This is a genomic window from Luteimonas chenhongjianii, from assembly GCF_002327105.1.
Lineage (GTDB): Bacteria > Pseudomonadota > Gammaproteobacteria > Xanthomonadales > Xanthomonadaceae > Luteimonas > Luteimonas chenhongjianii.
The window spans coordinates 24,688-49,126 of record NZ_CP023406.1 but is presented as its reverse complement, the minus strand read 5'-3'; the positions used below and the strand labels follow the sequence as shown (position 1 = coordinate 49,126).

General features: G+C 67.8%; 18 protein-coding genes and 1 pseudogene. 8 read left to right on the top strand and 11 right to left on the bottom strand.

What is annotated here, in order from left to right:
* Positions 1-4: 4 nt before the first annotated feature.
* Positions 5-997: a hypothetical protein gene (locus CNR27_RS00245; protein ID WP_157745154.1), complete on the bottom strand. Its 993-nt coding sequence runs from the start codon at positions 995-997 to the stop codon at positions 5-7.
* A gap of 880 nt (positions 998-1,877) precedes the next feature.
* On the opposite strand from CNR27_RS00245, the gene CNR27_RS00240 reads away from it, so the two are divergent.
* The 4 genes from CNR27_RS00240 to bfr all read left to right on the top strand — a co-directional run bounded on the left by CNR27_RS00240 (position 1,878) and on the right by bfr (position 7,533).
* A complete protein-coding gene (locus tag CNR27_RS00240) occupies positions 1,878-5,705 on the top strand; it encodes a glycosyltransferase (RefSeq protein WP_096296411.1) in 3,828 nt (1,275 codons plus the stop codon).
* Between the two features lie 357 nt (positions 5,706-6,062).
* On the top strand, positions 6,063-6,668 hold the full coding sequence (locus tag CNR27_RS00235; protein WP_096296410.1) for an RNA pyrophosphohydrolase: 606 nt from the start codon (positions 6,063-6,065) through the stop codon (positions 6,666-6,668).
* Between the two features lie 73 nt (positions 6,669-6,741).
* Complete coding sequence (locus CNR27_RS00230) at positions 6,742-6,954, top strand: (2Fe-2S)-binding protein (RefSeq protein WP_096296409.1); 213 nt, start codon at positions 6,742-6,744, stop codon at positions 6,952-6,954.
* A 105-nt stretch (positions 6,955-7,059) separates the two neighbouring features.
* A complete protein-coding gene (gene bfr, locus CNR27_RS00225) occupies positions 7,060-7,533 on the top strand; it encodes a bacterioferritin (protein ID WP_096296408.1) in 474 nt (157 codons plus the stop codon).
* Between the two features lie 24 nt (positions 7,534-7,557).
* On the opposite strand, the gene CNR27_RS00220 is transcribed toward bfr, so the two are convergent.
* The 3 genes and pseudogenes from CNR27_RS00220 to CNR27_RS00210 all read right to left on the bottom strand — a co-directional run.
* A complete protein-coding gene (locus tag CNR27_RS00220; RefSeq protein ID WP_245815683.1) occupies positions 7,558-10,065 on the bottom strand; it encodes a hybrid sensor histidine kinase/response regulator in 2,508 nt (835 codons plus the stop codon).
* Between the two features lie 289 nt (positions 10,066-10,354).
* Positions 10,355-12,166 (bottom strand): EAL domain-containing protein, encoded by a 1,812-nt coding sequence (locus tag CNR27_RS00215; protein ID WP_096296407.1) that lies wholly within the window; start codon positions 12,164-12,166, stop codon positions 10,355-10,357.
* A 122-nt stretch (positions 12,167-12,288) separates the two neighbouring features.
* A pseudogene (locus CNR27_RS00210) lies at positions 12,289-12,843 on the bottom strand (DUF4126 domain-containing protein); the annotation flags it as partial.
* A gap of 101 nt (positions 12,844-12,944) precedes the next feature.
* On the opposite strand from CNR27_RS00210, the gene CNR27_RS00205 reads away from it, so the two are divergent.
* From CNR27_RS00205 to nudC, 3 genes are read left to right on the top strand one after another with little or no spacing between them, the layout of a single operon-like run.
* On the top strand, positions 12,945-13,664 hold the full coding sequence (locus CNR27_RS00205) for a type II secretion system protein M (RefSeq protein WP_245815681.1): 720 nt from the start codon (positions 12,945-12,947) through the stop codon (positions 13,662-13,664).
* 32 nt (positions 13,665-13,696) lie between these two features.
* Positions 13,697-14,071: an iron-sulfur cluster insertion protein ErpA gene (gene erpA, locus CNR27_RS00200; RefSeq protein WP_096296405.1), complete on the top strand. Its 375-nt coding sequence runs from the start codon at positions 13,697-13,699 to the stop codon at positions 14,069-14,071.
* A 47-nt stretch (positions 14,072-14,118) separates the two neighbouring features.
* Entirely contained in the window at positions 14,119-15,036 is a 918-nt protein-coding gene (gene nudC, locus CNR27_RS00195; RefSeq protein WP_096296404.1) for an NAD(+) diphosphatase, read from the top strand.
* Here the strand turns inward: nudC and CNR27_RS00190 are convergent.
* The 5 genes from CNR27_RS00190 to purD form a co-directional block, all read right to left on the bottom strand.
* The gene (locus CNR27_RS00190) at positions 15,014-15,451 is read right to left on the bottom strand and encodes a DUF2752 domain-containing protein (RefSeq protein ID WP_096296403.1); all 438 of its coding nucleotides are present in this window, start codon (positions 15,449-15,451) and stop codon (positions 15,014-15,016) included. The two genes, nudC and CNR27_RS00190, sit on opposite strands and share 23 nt — an antisense overlap.
* Entirely contained in the window at positions 15,451-15,831 is a 381-nt protein-coding gene (locus CNR27_RS00185; RefSeq protein ID WP_096296402.1) for a CD225/dispanin family protein, read from the bottom strand. Before CNR27_RS00185 ends, CNR27_RS00190 begins: the two co-directional genes overlap by 1 nt.
* A gap of 112 nt (positions 15,832-15,943) precedes the next feature.
* On the bottom strand, positions 15,944-17,893 hold the full coding sequence (locus CNR27_RS00180) for an MFS transporter (RefSeq protein WP_096296401.1): 1,950 nt from the start codon (positions 17,891-17,893) through the stop codon (positions 15,944-15,946).
* A gap of 168 nt (positions 17,894-18,061) precedes the next feature.
* On the bottom strand, positions 18,062-18,556 hold the full coding sequence (locus CNR27_RS00175) for an acyl-CoA thioesterase (RefSeq protein ID WP_096296400.1): 495 nt from the start codon (positions 18,554-18,556) through the stop codon (positions 18,062-18,064).
* Between the two features lie 25 nt (positions 18,557-18,581).
* The gene (purD, locus tag CNR27_RS00170) at positions 18,582-19,886 is read right to left on the bottom strand and encodes a phosphoribosylamine--glycine ligase (protein WP_096296399.1); all 1,305 of its coding nucleotides are present in this window, start codon (positions 19,884-19,886) and stop codon (positions 18,582-18,584) included.
* 140 nt (positions 19,887-20,026) lie between these two features.
* Here purD and CNR27_RS00165 point away from each other — a divergent pair, with 140 nt between their 5' ends.
* Positions 20,027-21,514, top strand: coding sequence for an alanine/glycine:cation symporter family protein (locus CNR27_RS00165; RefSeq protein WP_096296398.1), 1,488 nt, complete (start codon positions 20,027-20,029; stop codon positions 21,512-21,514).
* A gap of 230 nt (positions 21,515-21,744) precedes the next feature.
* On the opposite strand, the gene CNR27_RS00160 is transcribed toward CNR27_RS00165, so the two are convergent.
* Both CNR27_RS00160 and purH read right to left on the bottom strand, forming a co-directional pair.
* A complete protein-coding gene (locus CNR27_RS00160) occupies positions 21,745-22,812 on the bottom strand; it encodes a calcium/sodium antiporter (protein ID WP_245815679.1) in 1,068 nt (355 codons plus the stop codon).
* A 13-nt stretch (positions 22,813-22,825) separates the two neighbouring features.
* Positions 22,826-24,427 carry a bifunctional phosphoribosylaminoimidazolecarboxamide formyltransferase/IMP cyclohydrolase gene (purH, locus tag CNR27_RS00155; RefSeq protein ID WP_096296396.1) on the bottom strand — a complete coding sequence of 534 codons (1,602 nt, stop codon included), beginning with the start codon at positions 24,425-24,427 and terminating at the stop codon, positions 22,826-22,828.
* Positions 24,428-24,439: the final 12 nt, after the last annotated feature.

Genomic DNA, 24,439 nt, shown 5'->3' with positions numbered 1-24,439 from the left:
TCGATTAGTTCACCGGCTCCCAGGCCGAAAGCAGCTTGCGCACGCCGTCCGTGGACAGCATGGTGCAGTCGTACATTGCGTATCCACAAAGGCTGCCACAGGCAAACCGCAGATCGACCGTGACGCCTGCAGCAGCCAAGCTCTCCTGCGCCACGCGCATTTTCTTGTCACACTCATCGAGCATGGGCTTGAGCTGGGACGAGTGCGGCACATATTCGGCGAGGAGGAACACGATCTGGACGTGGTCGTCCACCACGCTGAACTTGTGCGTGGACGTGCCCCGATTGAACGTAAGCAGCTGAAGATCGGCGAGCTGATTGAATTGGGATTCCACATTGGCGGCGAGGCGCGCGCGGAAATCAGCAAGCGCAAGCTGCGTCAGCGTCTTTTCGAGATGGTCCACAATGCCGGCGCCACCGGCCAACGAGCTTACTCCGTATTTCACCTCGAACAGAACCGGTACCAGGCGCGAACGATTGGAGCGCTCATCGTGCTTCCATCGCACACCGAGCATGTCAAAGCGAGCATTGTCCGAAGCATGCTCGATATCAGTGACGAAGTAGTGTGAGGAGTTCGCAGACCTCGCCCTGCTATTTACTCGAGCCGCCACCTGTTGGAACTCGCGCTCCAATGCGGACTTCAGCTTGGGAGAGCGATCCATGACGCGCTTAACTTCGCTCAGCACGTCGACGAGAACAGCAGTGTCCTCAACGGATCTGAGCCGCTGTGTAAGCACGTCGGCGCAGCCGTGGCGCGCGAAGCGCCCTGGTAGCACCCCGCTTTTGTCATGGTTTGAATCGAAAGTCACCTTGTAGCCTGATGCCCCATCAGCTTCTACCTTCAGCAACTGCCCACCCCGGTAGTAGACCGAGATGTAGCCGTTGCGAACACCGAGGAGCAATGTGTCGTCTTCCTGCACTTCGCGTAGCAATGGCTCCAAGACGCCACGCTTAAGATCCTCGTTGAACTTGCTCGACAGCACATGAGTCGGTGACATGACGCTCCAGAAACGCGACTGCGGAGCCGTATATTAGTGGGGACGCCCGTCTCACGGATCGAGACCACAAACACCGCCTGTTGAGTTGCGCTCGCGGTCTGTGCCGCAGAACAACTCAGGGTTTCGATATAGAGCTGTTCTCAGGGTTACCCCTAAACACAGTTCGCTCACCGATCGAACTGCTCTTCTCCGTCGTCGGCGGATTCACTCCGGGGAGTGAGGGAGTCGGAAACGCGCTGACCGCGTGTCGTCCGGTCGGCCAGCCAGCGCGGCGTGCGGGCACGGCTGGATCCTGTTGGGCCTGTCCTCTGGATTGCGGTACTTAGCTGCTCGGGAGGCACCTTCTGCCTTCTTGCAGTTTTCCACGCGGAGGCAGCTCGGTGCTGAGGAGATCATGGCCCTGAGGTTCGCCAGGCGCGCCGCGTCCCTATAGACGGCCGATGGCCTTCGATTCAGAAGCAGCTTCTTCCGAAGTCGGGGGTGAGGCTAAGAGTGCGTTGAGCTCCCAGATTCAACGAATCGACATCTCCTGTCGGCGAGTGGCGGGCCGGCGATCCAGTCTGATTCGTATCTATGACGCCGGGAGTTGTTTAAGCGTTGCTGGCTGGACGTAGGCGATCCCGTTCTCGCCGCACACTTGTCGGCGAGCGGCCGGCCGGCCCGCACGGGCGTGTATTCCGGCGCCAAAATTCACGGCGGCCTGTCGAATCCCGGCGCAACGTCGCCTTGTCGGATCCCCCATCGCGCTCCCGTGCGAGCGATCCGCAAGGCGACGCCTTCGGGCGTCCGAGGAGCCTGCCATCAGTATCGACGTGCCCGGCGTGCGTAGTGTTCCGATCGCGGGTGTGCGGCCGCCGGTGGCCGGCTCGCGGGGGCGGGCATGACGTCGCCGTCGCCGTTCGCGGGGTTCTGGCAGGCGGGGTTCGAAGGTGCGGACCACATCAACGGCAGCGCGCAGGTGCTGTGCCTGAACTCGTCCACCGGCCACCTGGCCGATGCGGGTGGGGATTACCGGCGGATGGCCCGGCTCGGTCTGTGCACCGCGCGCGAGAGTGCCGGGTGGCGATCGATCGAGCGGGCGGGCTGCGGCCGTTACGATTTCAGCCACGTCGGCATGCGCGCCCGTGCGGCGCGGGCCCACGGCGTGCAGCTGCTGTGGAGTTTCTTCCACTACGGGATGCCCGAAGGACTGGACATCTTCTCGCCGGCATTCGTGCCGCGCTTCGCCGATTACGCGCATGCCCTTGCGGCCTATCTCGCGCCGTTCCATGACGACGGTCTTGCTCCTGTCTACACCCCCATCAACGAGATCTCGTTCCTGTGCTGGGCGGTCTGCGAGACCGGTCTGATGTATCCCCACATCGGCGATCGTGCGCACGAGGGGTATCCGCTGAAGATGCAGCTCGCGCGCGCGGCAATTGCCGCGGTGGATGCGATCCATGCCGCGGATCCGCGTGCGCGCATCCTGTCGGTGGACCCGCTGATCCATGTGATCGCCGAAACCCCGGAAGAGGGCGAGCGCGCTGCGTGCGAAATCCAGTACCAGTTCCAGGCCTGGGACATGCTCGCCGGTCGGCTCGAGCCGCAGCTCGGGGGGTCGATACGGCATCTTGATCTCGTCGGCGTCAACTACTACCCCTACAACCAGTGGAGTGTGGGCACCCGCCGCTCGCTGGAATGGCCACACGATCCCGGGCGCCGACGGCTGTCGGCGCTGCTCGCGGACGTGCATGCGCGGTACGGCAGACCGCTCGCGATCAGCGAGACCAGCCACACCGATGAGCGCCGCGGGCCATGGCTGCTCGATGTGTGCGCCGAGGTCGAAGTCGCGCGCGCGCAAGGCGTGCCGGTCGAGGGGGTGTGCCTGTATCCCGCGCTCGACCGGCCCGACTGGGAACGTCCGGACCACTGGCATCGCAGCGGCTTGTGGCACGTGTGCCCCGAGAGCCTGCGGCGGCGCCTCGATCCCGATTACGCGCAGGCGCTCGCGCTTGCACAGCACCACAGGCGATGTGCGGATCGGCCGCCGTCCCCAGCCACCCGGAGCCCCATGAAGACCTTGATCGTTTTCTCGCACTTGCGCTGGGGATTCGTCTACCAGCGTCCGCAGCATCTGCTGAGCCGTGTCGCCGCGCAGTGGGACATCCTCTTCGTCGAGGAGCCCGTGCATGGCGCGCCGGCGCTGGAGGTGTCCACGCCCGCGCCTGGGGTCACGGTGCTGCAACCGCGAACGTTGGCCGAAGGCCATGGATTCGTCGATACGCAGTTCGAACCCATTGCCGCGCTGCTGCACGAGTACCTTGCCGAACATCGCATCGAGCACTACGGCGTGTGGCTGTACACGCCGATGGCGCTGCCCCTGCTTGGTGGTCTGACGCCCGAGGTGATCGTCTACGACTGCATGGATCAGCTCAGCGCGTTCCTGGGTGCGCCGCCGCAGCTGCTCCGCCGCGAAAGCACGCTGCTCGATATCGCCAGCGTGGTCTTCACCGGCGGACCGTCGCTCTACGAGGCCAAGCGAACGGCCAGCGCCAATGTGCATTCACTGCCGAGCAGTGTCGACGCCGCGCATTTCGCGCCGCGCGAGGAAGGGCACGTGGCGAGCCATCTCTTCTCCGGCATCGCGCGTCCACGCCTGGGCTATTACGGCGTGGTGGACGAGCGCCTCGACCTCGACCTGCTCGCGCGCATCGCCGATGCGGACCCGGCTTGGCAGGTCTGCATCGTCGGTCCTGTGGTGAAGATCGATCCCGCAACGCTGCCGCGGCGCGCCAACCTGCATTACCTGCCGCAACAGGCCTACGACGACCTGCCGGATGTGCTTGCCGCCTGGGATGTCTGCCTGATGCCGTTCGCGCTGAACGCCTCCACGGAATTCATCAGCCCGACCAAGACGCTCGAATACATGGCGGCCGGCAAGCCGGTGGTCAGTACCGCGATCGCCGACGTGCGCCGCCTCTATGCGGCGGGTGTGGCCATCGCCACAGACCCGGACGCCTTCATCTCTGCGTGCCGCGAGGCGCTCGCCGAAGGCCAGGCGCAACGCGCGGGCCGTCTGGGCCGGCAGCAGCAACTGGTGCAACAGACTTCGTGGGATCGCGCGGCCGAGGTGGTCGTACAGGAGATCAGTCGCGTCCACGGCGGATTGCGGCCGAAGGTGCAGGAATATCTGGACGGGCGCCGGGTGGTGAGCCTCCCCAAGCAGGAGGCGACGGTCGGCCGTGCGGCACGCGAGGCGCCCGCGGAGTGCCTGATCATCGGCGCCGGACCGACCGGACTGTCGGCGGCCCTGCACTACGGCAAGGGCAGCGTGCTGGTCGAGGCCAACGACTCGGTCGGCGGCTGGTGCCGTTCGATCGACGACCAGGGCTTCGTGTTCGACTACGCCGGCCACATCATGTTCTCCAAGGACCCCGATGTGCTTGCGCTTTACGAGCGGCTCCTCGGCGACAACCTGCACTGGCAGGATCGCGAGGCCTGGGTCTACAGCAAGGGCGTGCACACGCGTTACCCCTTCCAGGGCGCGCTGTACGGCCTGCCGACCGACGTGCTCAAGGAGTGCATCATCGGTGCGATCGAGGCCCGCTTCGGTCCGCTCGATGGCGACGGCACCCCTGCCGCGTCGCGTGACGCGGTGGGCGCGCTGCCGAGAGACTGCTGCGGCGACGGCACGGTGCCCGAACCGGCCGATGGCGACGTCAAGGACCACGCCACCGGCGACGTCCGCGCGCTCGCGACCAGGCGCGCGCCGCGCAACTTCCACGAGTTCATCCATGAAGTCTGGGGCGCCGGCGTGGCCAGGCACTTTGCGGTGCCCTACAACCTCAAGCTGTGGACCGTCCCACTGCAGGACATGGAAACCTCGTGGCTCGGCGGACGCGTACCCATGCCCGACCTGGATGAGATGATCGACGGCGCGCTGCGTCCGGTCTCCAAGCCGGTGGGCCCCAACGCGCGATTCGGCTATCCCAGGACGGGCGGCTTCCAGGCGCTGATGGACGGGTTCCTGCCGCATCTGGAAGGCGAACTCGTGCTGTCCACCCGCCTGACCGCGCTGCATCCCGAGCGACGTGTCGCAGTGTTCTCCGACGGACGTCAGCGCAGCTATGCGTCACTTGTCAGCACGCTGCCGTTGCCGGAACTGATCCGCATCATCGGCGACGAAGCGCCGGCCGCCGTACGCGAGGCCGCGGCGGCGCTGCGGCATGTATCCGTGCGCTGCGTGAACCTTGGCATCGGTCGGGAGGACATCACGGACAAACACTGGATCTACTATCCGGAAGACACGGTATTCCACCGCATCTTCGTGCAAGGCAATGCGAGCCCGGGCAACAATCCGCCGGGCGGCTTCGGGCTGACCTGCGAGATCACCTACTCTCCGACCAAGCCGCTGCCCTGCGACGACCAGGGACTCATCGACCGCTGCATCGCCGAGTGCATCCAGGTGGGCATGCTGCGCGAGGATGACCGGGTGCTGACCGCGAACGTCGTCGACATGCCCTATGCCTACGTGATCTACGACCACGCCCGCGCCGCGAACGTCGCGCTCATCCGCGAATGGCTGGCAGCCCGCGACATCGTGCTGGCCGGTCGCTACAGCGAATGGGAGTACTACAACTCCGATCACGCCTTCCTCGCCGGCAAGCGCGCTGCAGAGGCGCTGCGCCGGGACAATGTCGCGGCGGTCACGGCGAGGAGCGATGGTTGAGCATCAGGCCCGATGCGATGGCGCCCGGGCCTTCTGTGCGCGCGCCTGTGCCGATCCGGGAGAAGAGCGGGGCCGGTCGTCGATCCCTTGCTGCCCGTCTGGGGCGCGAAGTCCAGGCGTGCGAAGCGAGGCAGGCGACATGGCTTCAACAGGTTGGATAGCCGCAGTCGGCTCCGACAGCGGCTACTGCAGCGCGTCCGAACGCACGTTCGCCTGCGCGGATACCGGCCTGAGGCGCGCTGGACGCCTGAACACGATCGACGCCGGCAATGCGTTCAGCATGCGCTTGTCGCTTTGCCAGCGCCGTGGCAGAGTCGAAGCCAGTGACGCAAGTCAATCGCATTAGGAGTCCGCATCGTGATCGATCCGGACGGGTTCAGGCCCAATGTCGGCATCGTGCTGATGCGCCCGGATGGGCGCGTCTTCTGGGCGCGCCGCGTCAGGCGTGACGGGTGGCAGTTCCCGCAGGGCGGGATGAACACCGACGAGACGCCGCTTGAGGCCATGTATCGCGAGCTGCGCGAGGAGACCGGGCTGCTCCCCGAACATGTCGCTGTCCTCGGTGCGACCCCGGGCTGGCTGCGCTATCGGCTCCCGCAACGGGCGATACGCCGCAATGACCGCATCGTCTGCGTGGGCCAGAAACAGGTCTGGTTCCTGCTGCAATTCGTCGCCGACGAAGCGCACCTGCGACTCGACCTGACCGACAAGCCCGAGTTCGATCATTGGCGATGGGTCGACTTCTGGTATCCGCTGGAGCATGTGGTCGTGTTCAAGCGCGGTGTCTATGTCAGTGCGTTGAGCCATCTGGCCAAGTACGCCCGCCAGGTTGCCGGCGCGCAGGCGATTCCCCAGGCCGTTCTCGAAGCGCGCTCGCGCAGCCGGCGTCCGCAGCGGCGTCAGGCGCGACGTGTTCAGGAGGCGGCCCGCGGCCGTGACGATGGCGGCGGCAGCTCGGCCTGAACTGTTCTCATTTGACAATGATTCTTGTTTGTGGCGGAATGGGCGCTCTAGAGTCTCGTCCAGGAACCCAGCCTTGTACGTGTGCATCTGTAACGGCGTCACCGATACCCAGATCCGCCAGGCGGCCGCGAACGGTTGCCGCGAGGTTTCGGAACTGACCATGCGCACCGGCTGTGGTGCGACCTGTGGGAGCTGCCTCGACATGGCGGCGGGCCTCCTCGACGACTGCCACGCGGCGCAACGCGCGCCTGTGATCGATCTGCCGCTGATCGCTTCGGCGGCCTGAATCCGCGCCGGCTCCGGCGCCCGAACATGCGCACGATTCGCGTTCCGTCATGACCGGCGGACGACGTTTAGAGTGTCCGCATTCCACTGGTCCAGGAGTCTCCCGATGAAGGGCGACGCGCAGGTCATCCGCTTTCTCAATCAGGCGCTCTACAACGAGCTGACCGCGATCAACCAGTACTTCCTGCATGCCAAGATGCTGAAGAACTGGGGGCTCGAGGCGCTCGGCAAGCGTGCCTACAAGGCCTCGATCGACGAGATGAAGCACGCCGACGCATTGTCGGAGCGCATCCTGTTCCTCGAAGGTCTGCCCAACTTCCAGGCGCTGGGCAAGCTGCGTATCGGCGAGACACCGGTGGAATCGCTGGAATGCGATCTCGCGCTCGAAATGGACGGCCTGCCAGCGCTGCGCGACGGCATCGCGCATTGCGAGGCGGTCGGCGATTTCGTCAGCCGCGAGCTGCTGGTCGATATCCTCCAGTCCGAGGAAGAGCACGTCGACTGGCTGGAAACGCAGCTCGATCTGGTGACGCGCCTCGGCGTCGAGAACTACCTGCAGAGCCAGCTCGAAGACGAGTGATCGCTGCCAGCCGCTGGCAGCAGCTCAGACGGGATTCGAGACGCGGCCTTCGCGCAGCATGCGCCGCGCGCGCGCGAATTCGTTCGATACCAGCGCGACTGCCACAGCGGGGCGCTCGAGCTGGTGTTCGCGCGCACCCGCCTCGATCCGGCGCGCCGCTGCCGACAGCGACATCGCGCCGAGGTTGGCGCTCGATGACTTGAGCGCATGCGCCGCCTCGCGCAGTGCGTGGTAATCGGGGCCGTCCACCGCGTTCTCGAGTGCGGCAAGCAGCCGCGGCGTGTCGTCGATGAACAGATCGATCAGACGGTCGACTTCCTCGCCCAGCACGCTGCGCAGATCGTCGAGGACTTCATGGTCGATGACCGGCGGCAGCGGCGCGCGCGGTGCCGGCGGCGGGACGGCAGATGGCGGAGGCGGCGCCAGTGGCACGTCCGCGGTGGTGGCGGCCGGCGCGGCGGGTTCGGCCGCCTGCAAAGAATCGGGCATACGTGTGTCGTCGGGTTCAACCTGCGGCATCAGAGCCGGCGGCGGTGCGGTCTCGACCGGCGCCGGCGACGCCTCGGGATCCCACCAGCGGTGGATGCAGCGTTCGAGTTCGTTGCGCGTGACGGGCTTTGCGAGATAGTCGTCCATGCCCGCATCGAGGCACTTCTGCCGATCGCCAGCCATGGCGTTCGCGGTCATCGCGATGATCGGCAGGCGCCTTGCGACGCGCTCGGCTGCCTCGTGTTCGCGCCAGCGGCGGGTCGCGGTGTAGCCGTCCATCACCGGCATCTGGCAGTCCATCAGCACGATGTCATAGCGCGACGCGGTGAGCCGCAGCAGTGCGGCTTCGCCATTGCTGGCCGTGTCGCAGGTGATGCCGAGCACCGACAGCAGGCGCTGGCCGACCATCAGATTGACCGGGTTGTCCTCGACCAGCAGCACCCGCGGCTTGCGCGTTGTGGCGTCGCGCGGGCTTTCGGTCGAAGCGAGATCCCGTGGGCGGGATGAGTCGGCCGGGACACCTGGCCTCGTTGACTGCGATTCCGGCGAGGCTGCAGGCATGGCTGTCGGGTCCCGGTCGGGCGGGCGGCCGTCGGACGCGCCTGCCGCGGCCGGGTCCAGGACGTCCATCGGCGCCGCCTGCGACAGGCCATCGGCGCCGAGCACGGCCTCGCGCAGGTCCGCATCGGGCGACTGGCGGCTCAGCAGTGTCGCCTCCCCACGCAGTTCGTCCGGCACCGGGTCGTCGCCGTAGAGGCAGACCAGGCGCAGCCCGTCGAACGCCTCCTGCCGCGTGACGTTGCGGTACAGCGCCACCGCGGTATTGCGCATGCCGGCCAGGTCGGCGAGCACGACCGAGTACGCCCATGGCGCGCCCTGGCTGGCGGCCGTGCGCAGACGGTCCAGGGCCTCCTGGGTGGTCTCCACCGAACTCACGCGCAGTCCCCAGTTGGGCAGCAGCATGCTCAGCCGCAAGCGCAGGCGCGGATCCGCGCTGAGCAGCAGCACCCGTCCGTCGCGCGGCGTGGTGTCCTCGGCTGGCATGTCTCCCTGCGCCTTGAGCAGGGGGATCTCGAACCAGAAGGTGGAGCCGGCCCCGGGCTCGGAATCGACGCCGATGCGCCCGCCCATGAGATCGACGATGCGGCGCGAGATCGCGAGCCCCAGGCCGGTGCCGCCGTAGAGGCGCGTCGTCGATGCGTCCGCCTGGCTGAACGCCTGGAAGAGCCGGCTGCGGCCTTCCGGGCTGATACCGATGCCGGTGTCCCGGACCTCGAAGCGCAACTGGTGCTGGGCGACGGTTTCGCCGATGCGCCGCACGCTCACCGCCACGCTGCCGCGATCGGTGAACTTGACTGCATTGCTGATCAGGTTGCCCAGCACCTGCCGCAGGCGCACCGGATCGCCGCGGACAGGTAATCGCACGCCGGCCTCGACCTGCAGCCCCAGGCGCAGGCCCTTGGTCTGGGCGGCGCGTTCCATGACCTGGATGACGCCATCCATCAGCTCGCGCAGGTTGAACCCGGTGACTTCCAGGTCGAGCTTCTCGGATTCGAGCTTGGAGTAGTCGAGGATGTCGTCGACGATGCGCTGCATCTGCTGCGAGGACAGGTAGGCGGTGCGCACCAGTTCGGCATGGTCGGGCGCCAGTTGCGCATGCATCAGCAGGTCGAGCATCGGGGTGATGCCGTTGAGCGGCGTGCGGATCTCGTGGCTCATCGTGGCCAGGAACTCGCCCTTGGCCATGACCGCCGATTCGGCCGCATTCTTGGCGCGGCGCAACTCCTGCTCCAGCGTGGTGCGTTCTTCGAGTTGGCGCTGCAGTTCGCCCAGCGCGAGTTCGTCCTGGCGCAGCCGCTCGTCGGCCGCTTCGAGCTCACTCACGCTGTGGTGCATCTGTATCGCGACCACGCTCGACGCGGCGACCGCGACCAGCGCCAGGACCAGGGCGAGCAGTTGCCAGGGGCCGGGCACCGGGATCGCGGCAAGCATCATCGTCAGCGCCGCGCCGCCGGCGGCCCCGAGTGCAAGCCAGCGCAACATCAGCGCGGGATGTCGACGGCGGCCGATCATCGAGGTCTGCCCAAGCCGAGGCCGGGGACGTCCGCCCGGCGGGCGCGGGCGGTGAGCAAGAGCACTGGCATATGCGGCGGGACCTCCCGTAGCAAGGCGGCAGAGCGGGTTCGGAGGCCCGGCCACGCCGTATCCATTCCGCTGGCCGCGGTGCGATGCGAACCGGCCGCGTCCGACGGACGCGCCGGCGCTGCGTCATCCAGTGCCGGCCGGCGCCTGTCGGAGTGGCACGGGGCATGCGTCATGCGCGTCGCCAGGCCTAGAGCACGGAATGATGGAAGTCGAAGTCGAGCACGTTTGCGACGCGCTGGACCAGATTGCCCTGGATGAAATCGATGCCGCTCATCCAGAGCGTCGCGGCGGCCTGTGGGTCTTCGACCTGCTGGCCGATCACCTGCAACCCCAGCCGATGCGCGCGCTCCACGGCGCCGCGCATTTCGTCGCGTACGCGCGGCTCGTCGAGCTGGCGCGAATAGCGCGCGGCCAGACGCACGAAGCCGAGCGGCAGCTGGGCGAGCAGGGCGTCGGCTTCCTCGCTCGCGCTGTACTGGCCCAGGCACAGCTGCACGCCGGCGGGCACCATGCGCGCGCAGAGCTCCTGCAGCGACAGCGCGTGGATCAGCGCATCGTCCTGGCGGACGTCGATGACCAGCGACGTGCCCGCGATACCGGCCGCCTCGAGCTGCTGGAGAAGCCAGTCGGCATAGCTCGTCTCGATCAGGCTGCGCGAGGATTGCGAGACGAACAGGCGCATCGAGTTGCCGGTCCGCCGGTGTTCGACCAGCGTGGCGATCGCGAGCTCCACCACCCGGCGATCGATGTCGAGCAGCAGCCCGGCCATTTCGGCCGCGGGCAGCACGCGCGCGGCCATGTGCAGCTCGCCATCGCGTCCGCGCAAGCGCAGCAACGTCTGGTACTGGGCTTCGTCACCGCCGGCGACGGCGACGATCGGCTGGAACGCGAGTTCGATGCGCTGTTGGGCCAACGCGTCACGCAGGTCGTCGACGAGGCCACCGGCTCCTTCGCTCGCCGGTACGCTCGGCAGTGGAATGTGCACCGACATGCCGAGCGGCGTGCCGCGCGATTCACGCAAGGCCTGCTCCGCCGCGGCCAGGGCCGTGCCGGGATCGTCGTAGCCGTGCGCGAGATCCGCATACCCGACCAGGGCACGCAGACGGATGGTTTGCCCGGCCAGCGGGAACGGATGGCTGCCGATGCCGTCGCGCAGGCTGCGCGCCCAGGCATCGAGACCGGTCCGTGGGACCTCGGGTGCGAGCACCAGGAAGGTGTTGTCGTTGAGACGGGTGGCAGCGGCATCGCCGACCAGGCTGCGCAGGTGCCGCCCGGCATCGGCGAGGATGGTCTCGAGACCGGCGTAGCCGTAGCGGTCGCGCAGCGCGGTGATGCCTTCGATCTCGACGAAACCCAGCGCGCCGCGTGGCGCTGCCGGAATCGTTTCGGCGAGCTGCTGCAGCAGCTGCAGGCGGCTGTTGAGGCCGGTCAGCGGATTGCGGCCGGGGTCGGGCATCCGCTGGAGGGCGCGGGCACGCCGGATCCGGTTCTGCACCGTCGCGATCAGGTGGCGTGGGCGCACCGGCTTGGTCAGGAAATCGTCGGCGCCGAGCTCGAGCATCTCGAACTGGCGCTCGGGATCGTCGTCACCGGTCAGGAACACCACCGGGATATGCGAGAACGCAGGTTGCTGTCGCAGCAGTCCCGTCAGTTCCGAGCCATCCATGCCCGGCATGTGCAGGTCCATCAGCACGACATCGGGCTGGAACTCGCCGAGCGCCGTCATGAACTCGTTCGCCACCGACACCACGCGCGCCTGCATTCCCGCGCCATTGAGCACGCTTTCGGCGAACAGCGCCTGGCTGGGATCGTCCTCGACGATCAGCACCCGATGCGGGGTTTCGGTGGTATCGCCCTTGATCGACGCGGTCGTCGACGCGGCGGCTGCATGCTCGGCCGGATCGGCGGGCAGCGTGGGCTGTCCGGCGTCGGCGGCCCAGCGCCGCCAATAAGCGACGGGCGGATATTCGGCGCGGTGTTTGCTGTCGGCATCGGACATAGGTGCGGCACTGTGACGCGATGAGGGGGATCGGGCAACTTTACCCGGCCTTACCTGCGCAGGCGTGCACAACGGGATGCTCGGCGCCGCGCGATTCAATCGCGCAGCCGGCCCGGCGATCGACGCGCAAGGCGCCGCCACAGCCACCACACCGCGAATGCCGCGGGAATCGCGGCCGCCGCGACCAGCGCCAACGCCAGCCATGGATATACGAAGGCAAGCGACAGTACACCCACCGTCATTACGTCCTCGGCGCTCGACGCGACGACATTGCTGACCGGTTCCGGCGAGGCGTTGAGCAGCAGGCGGCTGCCGGCCTTGAGCGCATGACTGGTGAGCGCCACACCGGCGCCGGTCGCGAGCATGCCGGCGCCGAGGTCGCCATCGGGCGACAGCGTGGCCGCGGCAAGGAAGGCGCCCGCCGGGACCCGGGCCAGCGTCTGCAGCAGGTCCCAGCCCGAGTCGACTCCCGGGATCTTGTCGGCGAAGAACTCCACCACGGCAAGCGCGCCGGACACGCCGAGTACCCATGGCGATGACGCCGCTTCCAGCGCAGGCGGAAGGTCCAGCCAGCCCAGCGCGCCTGCCAGACCGACGCCGAATACGGTCAGGTACACGCGGATGCCGGCCAGCCAGGCGAGCAGCACGCCGACCGCGAACAGATGGGCTTCGGACATCGCGGACGCTCCGGGCGAACGACAACGGGTGCACAACGTCGGGGAGTATAAGGACCGGCTTGCTTGACGCGGCGCGAGGGCACTGGCTATACCGTGTCGCGATGACTGACGTTCCGCCCAACACCCGGCCGCTGCTGGTCACGTCCCGTGCGCGCCGGATGCGCCTCGCCATCGTCGCCGCGATCGTCTTCGGATTGGCCCTGCTGTTCGGCCTGTGGGGCGTCTGGCAGGTGTTGGCGCCGGGCGTAGACAATCCGCAGCGACAGCTGGCGAGCCAACAGGAAGAGTTGGAGGCTTTGCGTCAGCAGGTCTCCACGCTCACGCGCTCGGACCAGATCAGCCGCGACGCGAATCGTGAGCTGCAGGGCACGCTGGCCGAGCGGGACGAGGAGATCGCGGCCCTGCGCGCCGACGTCGCGTTCTACGAGCGTTTCGTCGGTGGAACCGCGCAGCGGCGCGGCCTGACCGTCCACGAGCTGCGCATGCAGCCGCGCACCGACCAGGGCTGGCATTACACCGCGACGCTGACCCAGAGCCTCAACCGCGACGCCGCCAGCGTCGGCACGATGCGTCTGGCCATCGAAGGCACGCGCGCCGGCCGGCTGGAGACCCTCGAGTGGGACGACCTGCGCCAGCGCGACGCCGCCGCCGGACAGCCCTACTCGTTCAAGTATTTCCAGCAGGTCGAGGGCGATGTGGTCTTGCCGGCCGGGTTCCAGCCCTTGCGCGTGACGGTTCGGCTCTCGCCCGAACGCGGCAGCGAAGTGGACCGTTCGTTCAGCTGGGCCGATGTGACGCCGCGTTCCGCCCCCGGCGCTTGAAGGCAGCGGGGCGGGGCCCCATCCTGTACGCCATGAACGAGTTGCTCACCATCGAAAGCCCCGGGTACCAGTCGCTGGAGCGGCCTCTGGATTTCACGCCGGCGGCCGCGGCCAAGGTGCGCGAACTGATCGAGGGCGAAGGCAATCCCGCCCTCAATCTGCGGGTCTACATCCAGGGCGGCGGTTGCTCGGGGTTCCAGTACGGCTTCGAGTTCGACGAGCAGCGCAGCGAGGATGACCTGGCGGTGGTGACCGACGATGTGACCCTGGTCGTCGATCCGCTGAGCCTGCAGTACCTGATGGGCGCGTCGGTCGACTACGTCGAGAGCCTGCACGGCGCGCAGTTCACGATCCGCAATCCCAACGCCAAGTCCACCTGCGGCTGCGGCAGCAGCTTCACCGTCTAGCAGGCATCGACCTCGACACGACGCCAGCGCCGGCCATAATCGGCCGCATGGACTTCAGCTTCGCGGACGCGCCACTCGATCGCGCCGAACACCTCCGGACCGATTCCGATGCGCTGGCACGACTGTGGCCGGATGCGCGCGTGCTGGTGCTCGACGCGAAGGGAGACGCCGGCGTCGACGCCCAGGGCATGCCGCCGGGGCTCGACGGAACCGCCGTCGGCAAGCGTCCCGCCTCTGCCGTGTTCCTCGGCCTGCATGACGGGCAGGGATGGTTCGCGGTGCCGGGTGTCGATGCGCCCGGCACGCTCGAGATGTCGGCGACGATCAGCCTGCGCGATGCTGCTGCGCAGTGGCCGGTGCGCGAGGCCAGCGCATTCGCGCAGGCCCGCGCGGTGCTGCACTGGCGCGACCGCCATCGCTACTGCGGCGCCTGCAGCGCGCCGCTCGATTACGTGCGCGCCGGATGGCTTGGACGCTGCACGGGCTGCGGGATCGAGCACTATCCGCGCACCGATCCTGCGGTGATCGTCGCGGTCAGCGATGGCAGGCGCCTGCTGCTGGGCCGGCAGGCGGCATGGGCGCCCGGGCGATACTCGACCCTGGCCGGTTTCGTCGAGCCAGGCGAGACGCTCGAGCAGACGGTGGTGCGGGAGGTGTTCGAGGAAAGCGCGGTGCGCGTGACCGGCTGCCGGTACCTGGCCTCGCAGCCGTGGCCGTTTCCGGCGTCGCTGATGCTCGGTTTCCTGGCCGATGCGTCGCCCGATACGCCCCGGGTCAACGACGAACTCGAGGACGCACGCTGGTTCGAGGCGGGAGATATCGAGCTGGCATTGCGCGATGCGCATCCCCACCTGTCGCTGTCGCCGCGGCTGTCGATTTCGCGCTGGCTCATCGCGCAGTGGTACGCGCAGCAGGTGGGCGGGCCACCCCCGCAGCAGTCGCTCAGCCCGGCGCGAGCAGGGTGAACGGCGCCCACGGCAGGTTGCGCGCGACCCAGTAGACGAGCACCAGCGCCACCCACGGCCTGGGATCGGACGCGATGCGCGCCAGGTGTTGCAGCCATGTCGGCCGCCACCCGAGGTGCCAGGCCGCGAGCAGTGGCGCCAGCGCCAGCAGCGCCAGCAGCAGCGGGTTCATCGAGAACGCGCGCGGGAGGTCGCCGTGCACCAGTGCGTGCAGGCTGCGGGTCAGGCCGCAGCCTGGGCAGTGCCAGCCGGTGGCGCTGTAGAACATGCACGCTGGAAACGGATTGCCGGGCGCATTCGGATCGAAGGTGCGCAGCAGCCACGCGCCGCCCGCCGCCAGTGCCACGCCGCCGCCTGCGAGCGCGACGGTCGAAGCACGGATGCGGCCCGGCGCATGGCTGCCGGCCAGTGACATCAGCCGCCGACCTGCATCTGGTCGATGATCATCTGGTACTGCTCCATGCCGTCGCCGATCGTCAGCGAGTAGATCGTCCAGAGCAGGCCGATGATGCACAGGCCGGTGGTGACCCAGCACCAGGTCTTGGCGGTATTGGAAGCGCGCTGGGCGCCGGCGAGATCGCCCTGGCCGAGCAGCGTGTTGACCTTCGCCGAGAACACGATGGCGACGATGCCCGGAATCGTGCCGACGACGCAGCACAGGCAAAGCGACAGTACGGTGGCGATGATGGACCACGCGAGGTAGTTGGGGACGGTGCCCGGGGCGATCGGCGAGCCGGGAAGGGGTGCTTCCGGGATGCCGTACGAGCCGGGTGGCGGCGGCGGGATCGAACTCATCGAGAAAGCTCCTGGATGCTGGAACGGTTGGGAAACGTCGATGACCGCCGTCTGTGGACGGGGACGTCTTACTGTAGCCCCAGAGATGCGCAAAGCGGCGTCATGGCGGGCCTCATGCGGCGTCGCCGCGCAGCATCCGCACCTGTGCTTCGAGCGCGCCTGCATCGGTCGACGTGCCGTCCTCGATCGGCGGACCGGCGACGACCTCGACGTGCGCGCGCGCGCGGCGCGGTAGACGCATGCGGCCCATGCGTGAATCGCGATGGCTCCACATGCTCGACCACATGCCACGCAATGCCATCGGCACCACCGGGACGCGCTGGCCGCGTTCCGCGGCGCGCGCGAGGATGCGCTCGACGCCCGATTTGAACGCGGCGATCTCGCCATCGCGGCTCAGCTTGCCTTCGGGGAAGATGCCGACCAGCTCGCCATTCGCCAGTGCAGCATCGACCGCATCGAACGCGCGCTGCATCAGTGCGGGGTCTTCCTTCGCGCCGGCGATCGGGATCGCCTTGGCGTGGCGGAAGATCCAGTGCATGCCCGGCACGTTGAAGATGCGGTAGTACATGACGAAGCGGACCGGCCGCGGGATCGCCGCCGACAGGATCAGCGCATCCATGTAGCTGACGTGGTTGCAGACGATCAGCGCCGCACCCTCGGCCGGCACCGAGGACTCGATGTCGCGCGGATGCAGGCGATAGAGCACGCGCACCAGCAGCATGCTGACGAAGCGCATCAGGAACTCGGGCACGATCGTGAAGATCCACAGCGCCACGAGGCCGTTTGCGATCGCAAGTGCCAGGAACACCTGCGGGATGCTCAGCCCGGGCAGCGGAATGCGCAGGTCGCCAACGCTGAAGCCGTCCATCTGCAACAGCACGCCGAGGATCGCGGCGGTGACGATGAACAGCGAGTTCTGGATGTTGAGGCCGGCAATGACGCGCGAGAGTTCCGACCTGGGCGTGCGGCTCTGGATCAACGCGAACAGGGGTACAACGAAAAACCCGGTGAACACGCCGATGCCGGTCAGGTCGATGACGATGCGCCAGCCGGCCCGGTCGCCGAGGAACTGCGCGATCGTCAGGCCGGTCGCGGGCGGCGCGCCTGGACGGGCGAAATACAGGTCCAGCAGGAACGCGGTGATGCCGAAGGCGCCGATGGGCACCAGGCCGATCTCGACCGAGCGCCCCGAGAGCTTCTCGCACAGCAGCGAACCGACGCCGACGCCGATCGAGAACAGTGCCAGCGCGAAAATGTAGAGCGCGGTGTCGTTGGCGACGCCGCCCAGGTGCAGTTCGGCGTAGGTCGGCAGCTGCGCGGTGAGCACCGTACCGACGAACCAGAACCAGGAGACGCCGAGGATCGCGTTGCGTACGGCGGGCTGTCGCTTGGCCAGACGCATGATGGCGACCGATTCGGGAACCGGATTCCAGTTGACCTTGAGCGCCGGCGCGCCCGCATCGACCTTCGGGATCATGCGCGCGACGACGTTGCCCGCGATCGCCAGGACGACGATGGAGATCGCGGCGGCTTCGGGCCCGTAGCTGCCGGCGAGCTTGATCACCAGGCCGCCGTAGATCATGCCGGCGAGGATCGAGAGCGACGTGCCCATCTCGACCAGGCCGTTGCCACCTGTGAGTTCTTCGGGGCGCAGCACCGATGGCAGGATCGAATACTTCACCGGACCGAACAGTGTCGACTGCATGCCGGTCAGGAACAGCGCGACCAGCAGCACCGGCATGTTCTCGAGCAGGAAGCCCACGGCCGCGATCGACATGATCGCGATCTCCATCGCGGTCGTGATGACGATGAGCTTGTGCTTCTCGACCTTCTCCGCGATCTGGCCGGCGATCGCCGAGAACAGGAAATACGGCAGGATGAAGATCGCCGGCGCGAGATTGGTGTAGAGCGTGCGCTCGGAGAGGCTGACGCCCATGACCACGAGCAGCGCGATGATCGACTGCCGATAGACGTTGTCGTTGAATGCGCCCAGGGCCTGGACGGTGAAATACGGCATGAAACGGCGCTGCTTGAGCAGGGCGAACTGGGACTGGCCGGCCATGCAGGCTCCTTGGCGATTGCGCGGAGCCTAGCAGGCTGTCGTCCATCCACAAGCAGCGCCTACGCGTGGCCGGGCACGCACCGCCACGCGGTGTGTGCGCCGATGCAGCATCCAGCTGGCGCTTCTCGCGCGTGTCGGCCCCACATTCGCTGACCGGGCCTGCCCGGTCTAACCGATGGTGACGGTTTCCTCGCGGACCGCGCGGTAGCGGCGTTCGAGTTCCTGGCGGATCTCGCGGCGCTGGCGGCCCTGTTCGAACCGGCGCACCTCATCCGCCGTCGCAGGTTCGCGCGGCGGCACGGGCGTGGCGCGGCCGTTCTCGTCCATCGCGACCATCGTGAAGAAGCAGCTGTTGGTATGGCGCACCGCGCGGTTGCGGATGTCCTCGGTGATGACCTTGATGCCCACCTCCATCGACGTGCGACCGGTGTAGTTCACCGAGGCGAGAAAGGTCACCAGCTCGCCGACGTGGATCGGTTCGCGGAATGTCACCTGGTCGACCGACAGCGTGACCACGTAGCGGCCGGCGTAGCGGCTGGCGCAGGCGTAGGCGACCTCGTCGAGATACTTCAGCAACGTGCCGCCGTGCACGTTGCCGGAGAAGTTCGCCATGTCCGGTGTCATCAGCACGGTCATGCTGAGCTGGGCGTTGCCTGGGATCATCCCGGCGCTCCGATGGGGCGGATGGTCAGGCGGACTGCACTTCGCGCTCGCGTGCGATCGCGCGCCAGCCGATGTCGTGGCGATGGAACTCGCCCGGCCAGGAGATCCCGGCAATCTCGCCGTAGGCGCGCTGCTGCGCGTCTTCCACGCTGCTCCCGAGCGCAGCCACGCACAGTACGCGTCCACCGGCGGTCACCGCCTGGCCGTGCGCGTCGAGCTTCGTGCCGGCATGGAAGACCTTGGTGTCGTCCAATGGCGGCGTGTCCCAGGTGTTGATGACGTCGCCGGTGCGCGGGGTGTCGGGGTAGTGCTCGGCCGCCATGACCACGCCGAGCGAGGGACGTGGATCCCATTGCGCGTCCACGCCGGCGAGCTGGCCGTCGATCGCGGCTTCGACGAGATCGAGCAGGTCGGACTGCAGGCGCAGCATGATCGGCTGGGTTTCCGGATCGCCGAAGCGCACGTTGAATTCGATGACCTTGGGCGCGCCATGCGCATCGATCATCAGGCCGGCATAGAGGAAGCCGGTGAACGGCACGCCGTCGGCGGCCATGCCGGCCACGGTCGGCTCGACCACCTCGCGCATGATCCGCGCATGCACCTCGGGCGTGACCACCGGGGCGGGCGAATACGCGCCCATGCCGCCGGTGTTGGGGCCGGTGTCGCCGTCGCCGACGCGCTTGTGGTCCTGGCTGGTCGCCATCGGCAAGGCTGTCGTGCCGTCGACGATGGAGATGAAGCTCGCTTCCTCGCCATCGAGGAATTCCTCGATCACCACGCGTGCGCCGGCCGCGCCGAAGGCGTTGCCCGAGAGCATGTCGGCGATCGCGGTCTCGGCTTCTTCCAGCGACATGGCCACGATCACGCCCTTGCCGGCCGCCAGGCCGTCGGCCTTGATGACGATCGGCGCGCCGTGCTGGCGCACGTATTCGACCGCGGTGTCGGCATCGGTGAACACCGCATAGCCCGCGGTGGGAATGTCGTGGCGGGCGAGGAAATCCTTGGCGAAGGCCTTGCTGCCCTCAAGTTGGGCGGCCGCCGTGGTCGGTCCGAAGATGCGCAGGCCCGCTTCACGGAACCGGTCGACGATGCCGGCCACCAGCGGCGCCTCGGGACCGACCACGGTCACCGCCACCCCTTCGTCGCGCGCTAGCGAGAGCAGTGCGTCGAGATCGGTCGCAGCGACATCGACGTTGCGGCAGCCGGCTTCCTTCGCGGTGCCGGCATTGCCGGGCGCGACCAGCACTTCGGCAACCTGCGGCGATTGCGCGAGCTTCCAGGCAAGCGCGTGTTCGCGACCGCCGGAACCGATGACGAGGACCTTCTTCATGCGCGACAGACCGGGTGCAGAGGGGGCCCCAGTTTACGGCGTCGCACCGTCCGGGTCTTGGTTGCATCGTGATGCGGGCTGCCTGTCAGTAGGCCAAATGCTAGGCTCCCACGCCCCGCCGCAGATAGTGATGTCCGCCGATGGATCTGCTCCAGCTGATCGAAAACATCCTCTCGCCCGTCGTCAACGGCATCAATGGAGTGCTGTGGAACTACGTGCTGGTGGGCGTGTTGCCGCTGGTTGGACTGTGGTTCAGCGCCTCGCTCGGCTTCATCCAGCTGCGGCGGTTTCCGAAGATGCTCTCCGGGATGGTGCGCAGCACGGGAGGCGACAACGCCGGCATCTCGCCGCTGCAATCGCTGAGCACGAGCCTGGCCTCGCGCGTGGGCACCGGCAATATCGTCGGCGTCGCGATCGCGCTTGGTGTCGGGGGGCCCGGTGCGATCTTCTGGATGTGGGTCGTCGCCATCTTCGGCATGGCGACGGCCTATGTAGAGAGCGCCCTGGCGCAGTTGTACAAGCGCCGCGATGCCGCAGGCCACTACCGCGGCGGGCCCGCGCTGTACATGGCCTACGGCCTGGGCAAGCCCTGGCTGGGGGCGATCTTCTCGGTCTGCCTGATCGTGGCATTCGGTTTCGTGTTCAGCGCAGTGCAGGCCAATTCGATCTCAGAGGCGGTCTCCAGCGCCTGGAGCGTTCCGCCGGGCTGGACCGCGACGGTGCTCGTTGCGCTCACAGCCGCGGTGATCTTCGGCGGCCTGCGGCGCGTCGCACGGATCTCGGAACTGGTGGTTCCGGTGATGGCAGTGGCGTATCTGGCGCTCGCGGCGTGGGTGGTCCTCGGCAACATCACGCAGGTGCCGGCGTTGCTGTCGCTGATCGTGCGTAGCGCCTTCGGTCTCGACCAGGCCGCCGGCGGCGTGCTCGGCGGGCTTGCGGTCGCGCTGCTTAACGGCGTCAAGCGCGGGCTGTTCTCCAACGAGGCCGGCATGGGCAGCGCGCCCAACATCGCGGCCTCGGCCACGCCGTCGCCGCACCACCCGGCCAGCCAGGGCCTGATCCAGGCCTTTGGCGTGTTCGTCGACACCCTCATGGTCTGCACCGCCACCGCGCTGATGATCCTGCTCTCGGGCGTACTCGGCACCGGTGGCGGCGACGGCGTCGCGCTGACCCAGCAGGCGATGGCGGTGCATTTCGGCAGCTGGGGTCCGACCTTCGTCGCGATCGCACTGGCGCTGTTCGCACTGACCTCGATCCTCGGCAACTACGCCTACGCCGAAAGCGCGGTGGTGTTCCTGCGCGGCGGCCGTATCGGCATGGCCCTGCTGCGCATTGGTTGCCTGGCGATGGTGGCCTGGGGTTCATTCGCAAAACTCGACATCGTCTGGAACACCGCCGACGCGGCGATGGGCATCATGGCGATGGTGAATCTGCTGGCGATCGTGCTGCTGTCGGGGGTGGCAATCAAACTGACCCGCGACTACGACCGCAAGATCCGCGCCGGCGATCGATCGCCGCGGCTCGACGCCGACGATTTCCCCGAACTCGGCGATTCGATCGATCGCAGTATCTGGACCGCGACACGCACCGCGCCGCCGCTCGTGAAACCTGTCACGAAGGACGAATAGCGTTCTCGCGGCGGCGCGGACGCCGGGAGGTCGCTGGGACGGACCGATTGGCCTCGGTCGCTTGGCGCCGCGCGATCGCACCGCAGGTGGAGCGCGTACGGGCCGGACAGGCGTCGATGCAGAACCCGACGCCGGCGACGACGCATGCCGGCCGCCAGGCTCGCGCGCGATGCGCATCGGCTGCGACGATCCCCGGGTCGCGATCGTCTACCGGCCCGGTCGATGCGCTGTCAGGCGCGGCGCCGACGCTGATAACGCCAGGCGCGTGCAGCCAGCAGTGCGAGCGTGATCGCCGTAAGCGGCACCACGAAGCCCATCATCACCATGCTGTAGGCCGGCAGCGCGTGGTAATGCGCGCTACGCAGCAGCAGATAGGCGGTGTAGGCGACGTAGTAGGCCACGAACAGCGCGCCTTCCCAGCGCCGCACCCGGAAGCCGGTGAAGAAGATCGGCAGGCAGGCGAGCGCCACTGCGGTCATCACGGGCAGGTCGAAGCGCAGAACGGCCGGCCCCACGCTGATATCCGTCGGCGACAATGCCGCGGTTGCGCCCAGCACCAGCAGCAGGTTGAAGATGCAGCTGCCGACGATATTGCCGACCGCCATGTCGCGCTGCCCGCGCACAGTCGCAAGGATCGATGTCGCGAGCTCCGGCAGCGAGGTCCCCACCGCGACCACGGTCAGGCCGATCACCATCTCGCTGACGCCCAGCAGTTCCGCGATCCTGACCGCCCCGCCCACCAGCCAGCGCGCGCCGAGCACCAGCAGCGCCAGTCCGGCGAGCACGTACAGCGCATCGCGCCACCACACCGGCGCCACCGTATCCCCTTGGGTCCCGGCGTCCGCATGCGGCTGGCGCTTGGCCAGCCACAGCAGCAGTCCGACGTAGGCGAGCGCCAGCGCCAGCAACCCGATGCCTTCGCCGCGCCCCAGATCGCCGTCGAGCGACAGGCCGAACACCAGCAGCGACACGCCGAGCATGATCGGTACATCCATCCGCACCAGTTGCTGCGACACCGTCAGTGGCGCAATCAGCGCGGTCAGGCCGAGAATCAGCAGCACGTTTGCGATGTTGCTGCCGATGACGTTGCCGAGCGCGATGTCCGGCGAGCCCGACAGCGCCGCGCCGATGCTGGTCGCAAGCTCGGGCGCACTCGTGCCGACGGCGACCACGGTCAGCCCGATGACCAGCGGCGACAATCCGCTCGCGGCGGCCAGGCGCGCGGCGCCACGCACCAGCAGGTCGGCACCGCCCACGAGCAGTGCGAACCCCGCAAGCAGCATGCCGACCGTGATCACCCCGGATCCGGCGTCAGTGGCGGAAGTGCCGCACGCCGGTGAACACCATCGCGATGCCATGTTCGTCGGCCGCGGCGATCACCTCGGAGTCGCGCATCGAACCGCCCGGCTGGATCACCGCGGCGATGCCGGCCTCGGCGGCCGCGTCGATGCCGTCGCGGAACGGGAAGAACGCATCCGACGCCATCACCGAGCCGGGTACGACCAGACCCGCGTCTGCAGCCTTGATACCGGCGATACGCGCCGAATACACGCGGCTCATCTGGCCGGCGCCCACGCCGATCGTGCGATGGTCCTTGGCGTAGACGATCGCGTTGGACTTCACGAACTTGGCGACCTTCCAGGCGAACAGCAGGTCCGCGAACTGCGCCTCGCTCGGCACGCGCTGGCTGACCACCCGGAGGTTTTCGCGGGTCACGTCGCGCAGGTCGGCGCTCTGCATCAGCAGGCCCGAGCCGACGCGCTTCACGTCCACCGTGTTGTGGCCGTCGCCATGCGGAATGCGCAGCACGCGCACGTTGGCCTTCTTCTTCGCGTAGTCGAGCGCCGCGGGCTCGTAATCGGGCGCGATCAGCACTTCGACGAACTGGCGGTCGAGGATGACCTTCGCGCTCGCTGCATCGAGCGTGCGGTTGAACGCGATGATGCCGCCGAACGCCGATGTCGGATCGGTCGCATAGGCGAGCTCGTAGGCATCGCCGCAGGCCGCGCCCACGGCGACGCCGCAGGGATTGGCGTGCTTGACGATCACGCAGGCGGGCGCGTCGAACTGGCGCACGCACTCCCACGCCGCGTCGGCGTCGGCGATGTTGTTGTACGAGAGTTCCTTGCCCTGCAGCTGCTCGAACGTCGCCAGGGTGCCGGGCGCGGGATGCAGGTCGCGATAGAACGCGGCCTGCTGGTGCGGATTCTCGCCGTAGCGCAGGTCCATGAGCTTGACGAAGTTGCCGTTGCTCTGGCCACCGAAGGGCGCGCGCTGCGCGGCGCCGGCATCGGAGGGCTCGTCGATCGACGACAGCACGTCGCTGATCCGCGCATCGTACTGGGCGACGCGATTGAACGCGGCAACGGCCAGCCTGAAGCGGGTCGCTGCCGACAGCGCCCCGTCATTGGCATCGAGTTCGGCCAGCAGCGCGTCGTACTGCGCCGGATCGGTCGCAACTGCGACATGGGCGAAGTTCTTCGCCGCCGCGCGCAGCATCGCCGGGCCGCCGATGTCGATGTTCTCGACGATGTCGTCGAACTTCGCATCGGCCGCGTAGGCCACGCGCTCGAAGGGATACAGGTTCAGCACCAGCAGGTCGATCGCGTCGATGCCGTGTTCGGCCATCACCGCGTCGTCGGTGCCGCGGCGCCCGAGCAGGCCACCGTGCACCTTCGGGTGCAGGGTCTTGACCCGGCCATCCATGATTTCCGGAAAACCGGTCACGTCGCTGACGTCGCGCACCGGCAGGCCGGCCTCGCGCAGCGCCTTCGCGGTGCCGCCGGTCGACAGCAGTTCGACGTCGCGCGCGGCAAGCGCGCGGGCCAGATCGATCAGGCCGGTCTTGTCGGAGACGGACAGCAGGGCGCGACGGATCGGGGTCGTCGCGCCGGACGGAGCGGAAGCGGTCATGGCAGTGTGCTG

Bases quoted from the DNA above. Each gene is read 5' to 3' on its own strand.
- CNR27_RS00245 (WP_157745154.1), bottom strand. From the start codon at position 997: ATGTCACCGACTCATGTGCTGTCGAGCAAGTTCAACGAGGATCTTAAG.
- CNR27_RS00240 (WP_096296411.1), top strand. From the start codon at position 1,878: ATGACGTCGCCGTCGCCGTTCGCGGGGTTCTGGCAGGCGGGGTTCGAA.
- bfr (WP_096296408.1), top strand. From the start codon at position 7,060: ATGAAGGGCGACGCGCAGGTCATCCGCTTTCTCAATCAGGCGCTCTAC.
- CNR27_RS00220 (WP_245815683.1), bottom strand. From the start codon at position 10,065: ATGTTGCGCTGGCTTGCACTCGGGGCCGCCGGCGGCGCGGCGCTGACG.
- CNR27_RS00215 (WP_096296407.1), bottom strand. From the start codon at position 12,166: ATGTCCGATGCCGACAGCAAACACCGCGCCGAATATCCGCCCGTCGCT.
- CNR27_RS00205 (WP_245815681.1), top strand. From the start codon at position 12,945: ATGACTGACGTTCCGCCCAACACCCGGCCGCTGCTGGTCACGTCCCGT.
- erpA (WP_096296405.1), top strand. From the start codon at position 13,697: ATGAACGAGTTGCTCACCATCGAAAGCCCCGGGTACCAGTCGCTGGAG.
- nudC (WP_096296404.1), top strand. From the start codon at position 14,119: ATGGACTTCAGCTTCGCGGACGCGCCACTCGATCGCGCCGAACACCTC.
- CNR27_RS00190 (WP_096296403.1), bottom strand. From the start codon at position 15,451: ATGTCACTGGCCGGCAGCCATGCGCCGGGCCGCATCCGTGCTTCGACC.
- CNR27_RS00185 (WP_096296402.1), bottom strand. From the start codon at position 15,831: ATGAGTTCGATCCCGCCGCCGCCACCCGGCTCGTACGGCATCCCGGAA.
- CNR27_RS00180 (WP_096296401.1), bottom strand. From the start codon at position 17,893: ATGGCCGGCCAGTCCCAGTTCGCCCTGCTCAAGCAGCGCCGTTTCATG.
- CNR27_RS00175 (WP_096296400.1), bottom strand. From the start codon at position 18,556: ATGATCCCAGGCAACGCCCAGCTCAGCATGACCGTGCTGATGACACCG.
- purD (WP_096296399.1), bottom strand. From the start codon at position 19,886: ATGAAGAAGGTCCTCGTCATCGGTTCCGGCGGTCGCGAACACGCGCTT.
- CNR27_RS00165 (WP_096296398.1), top strand. From the start codon at position 20,027: ATGGATCTGCTCCAGCTGATCGAAAACATCCTCTCGCCCGTCGTCAAC.
- purH (WP_096296396.1), bottom strand. From the start codon at position 24,427: ATGACCGCTTCCGCTCCGTCCGGCGCGACGACCCCGATCCGTCGCGCC.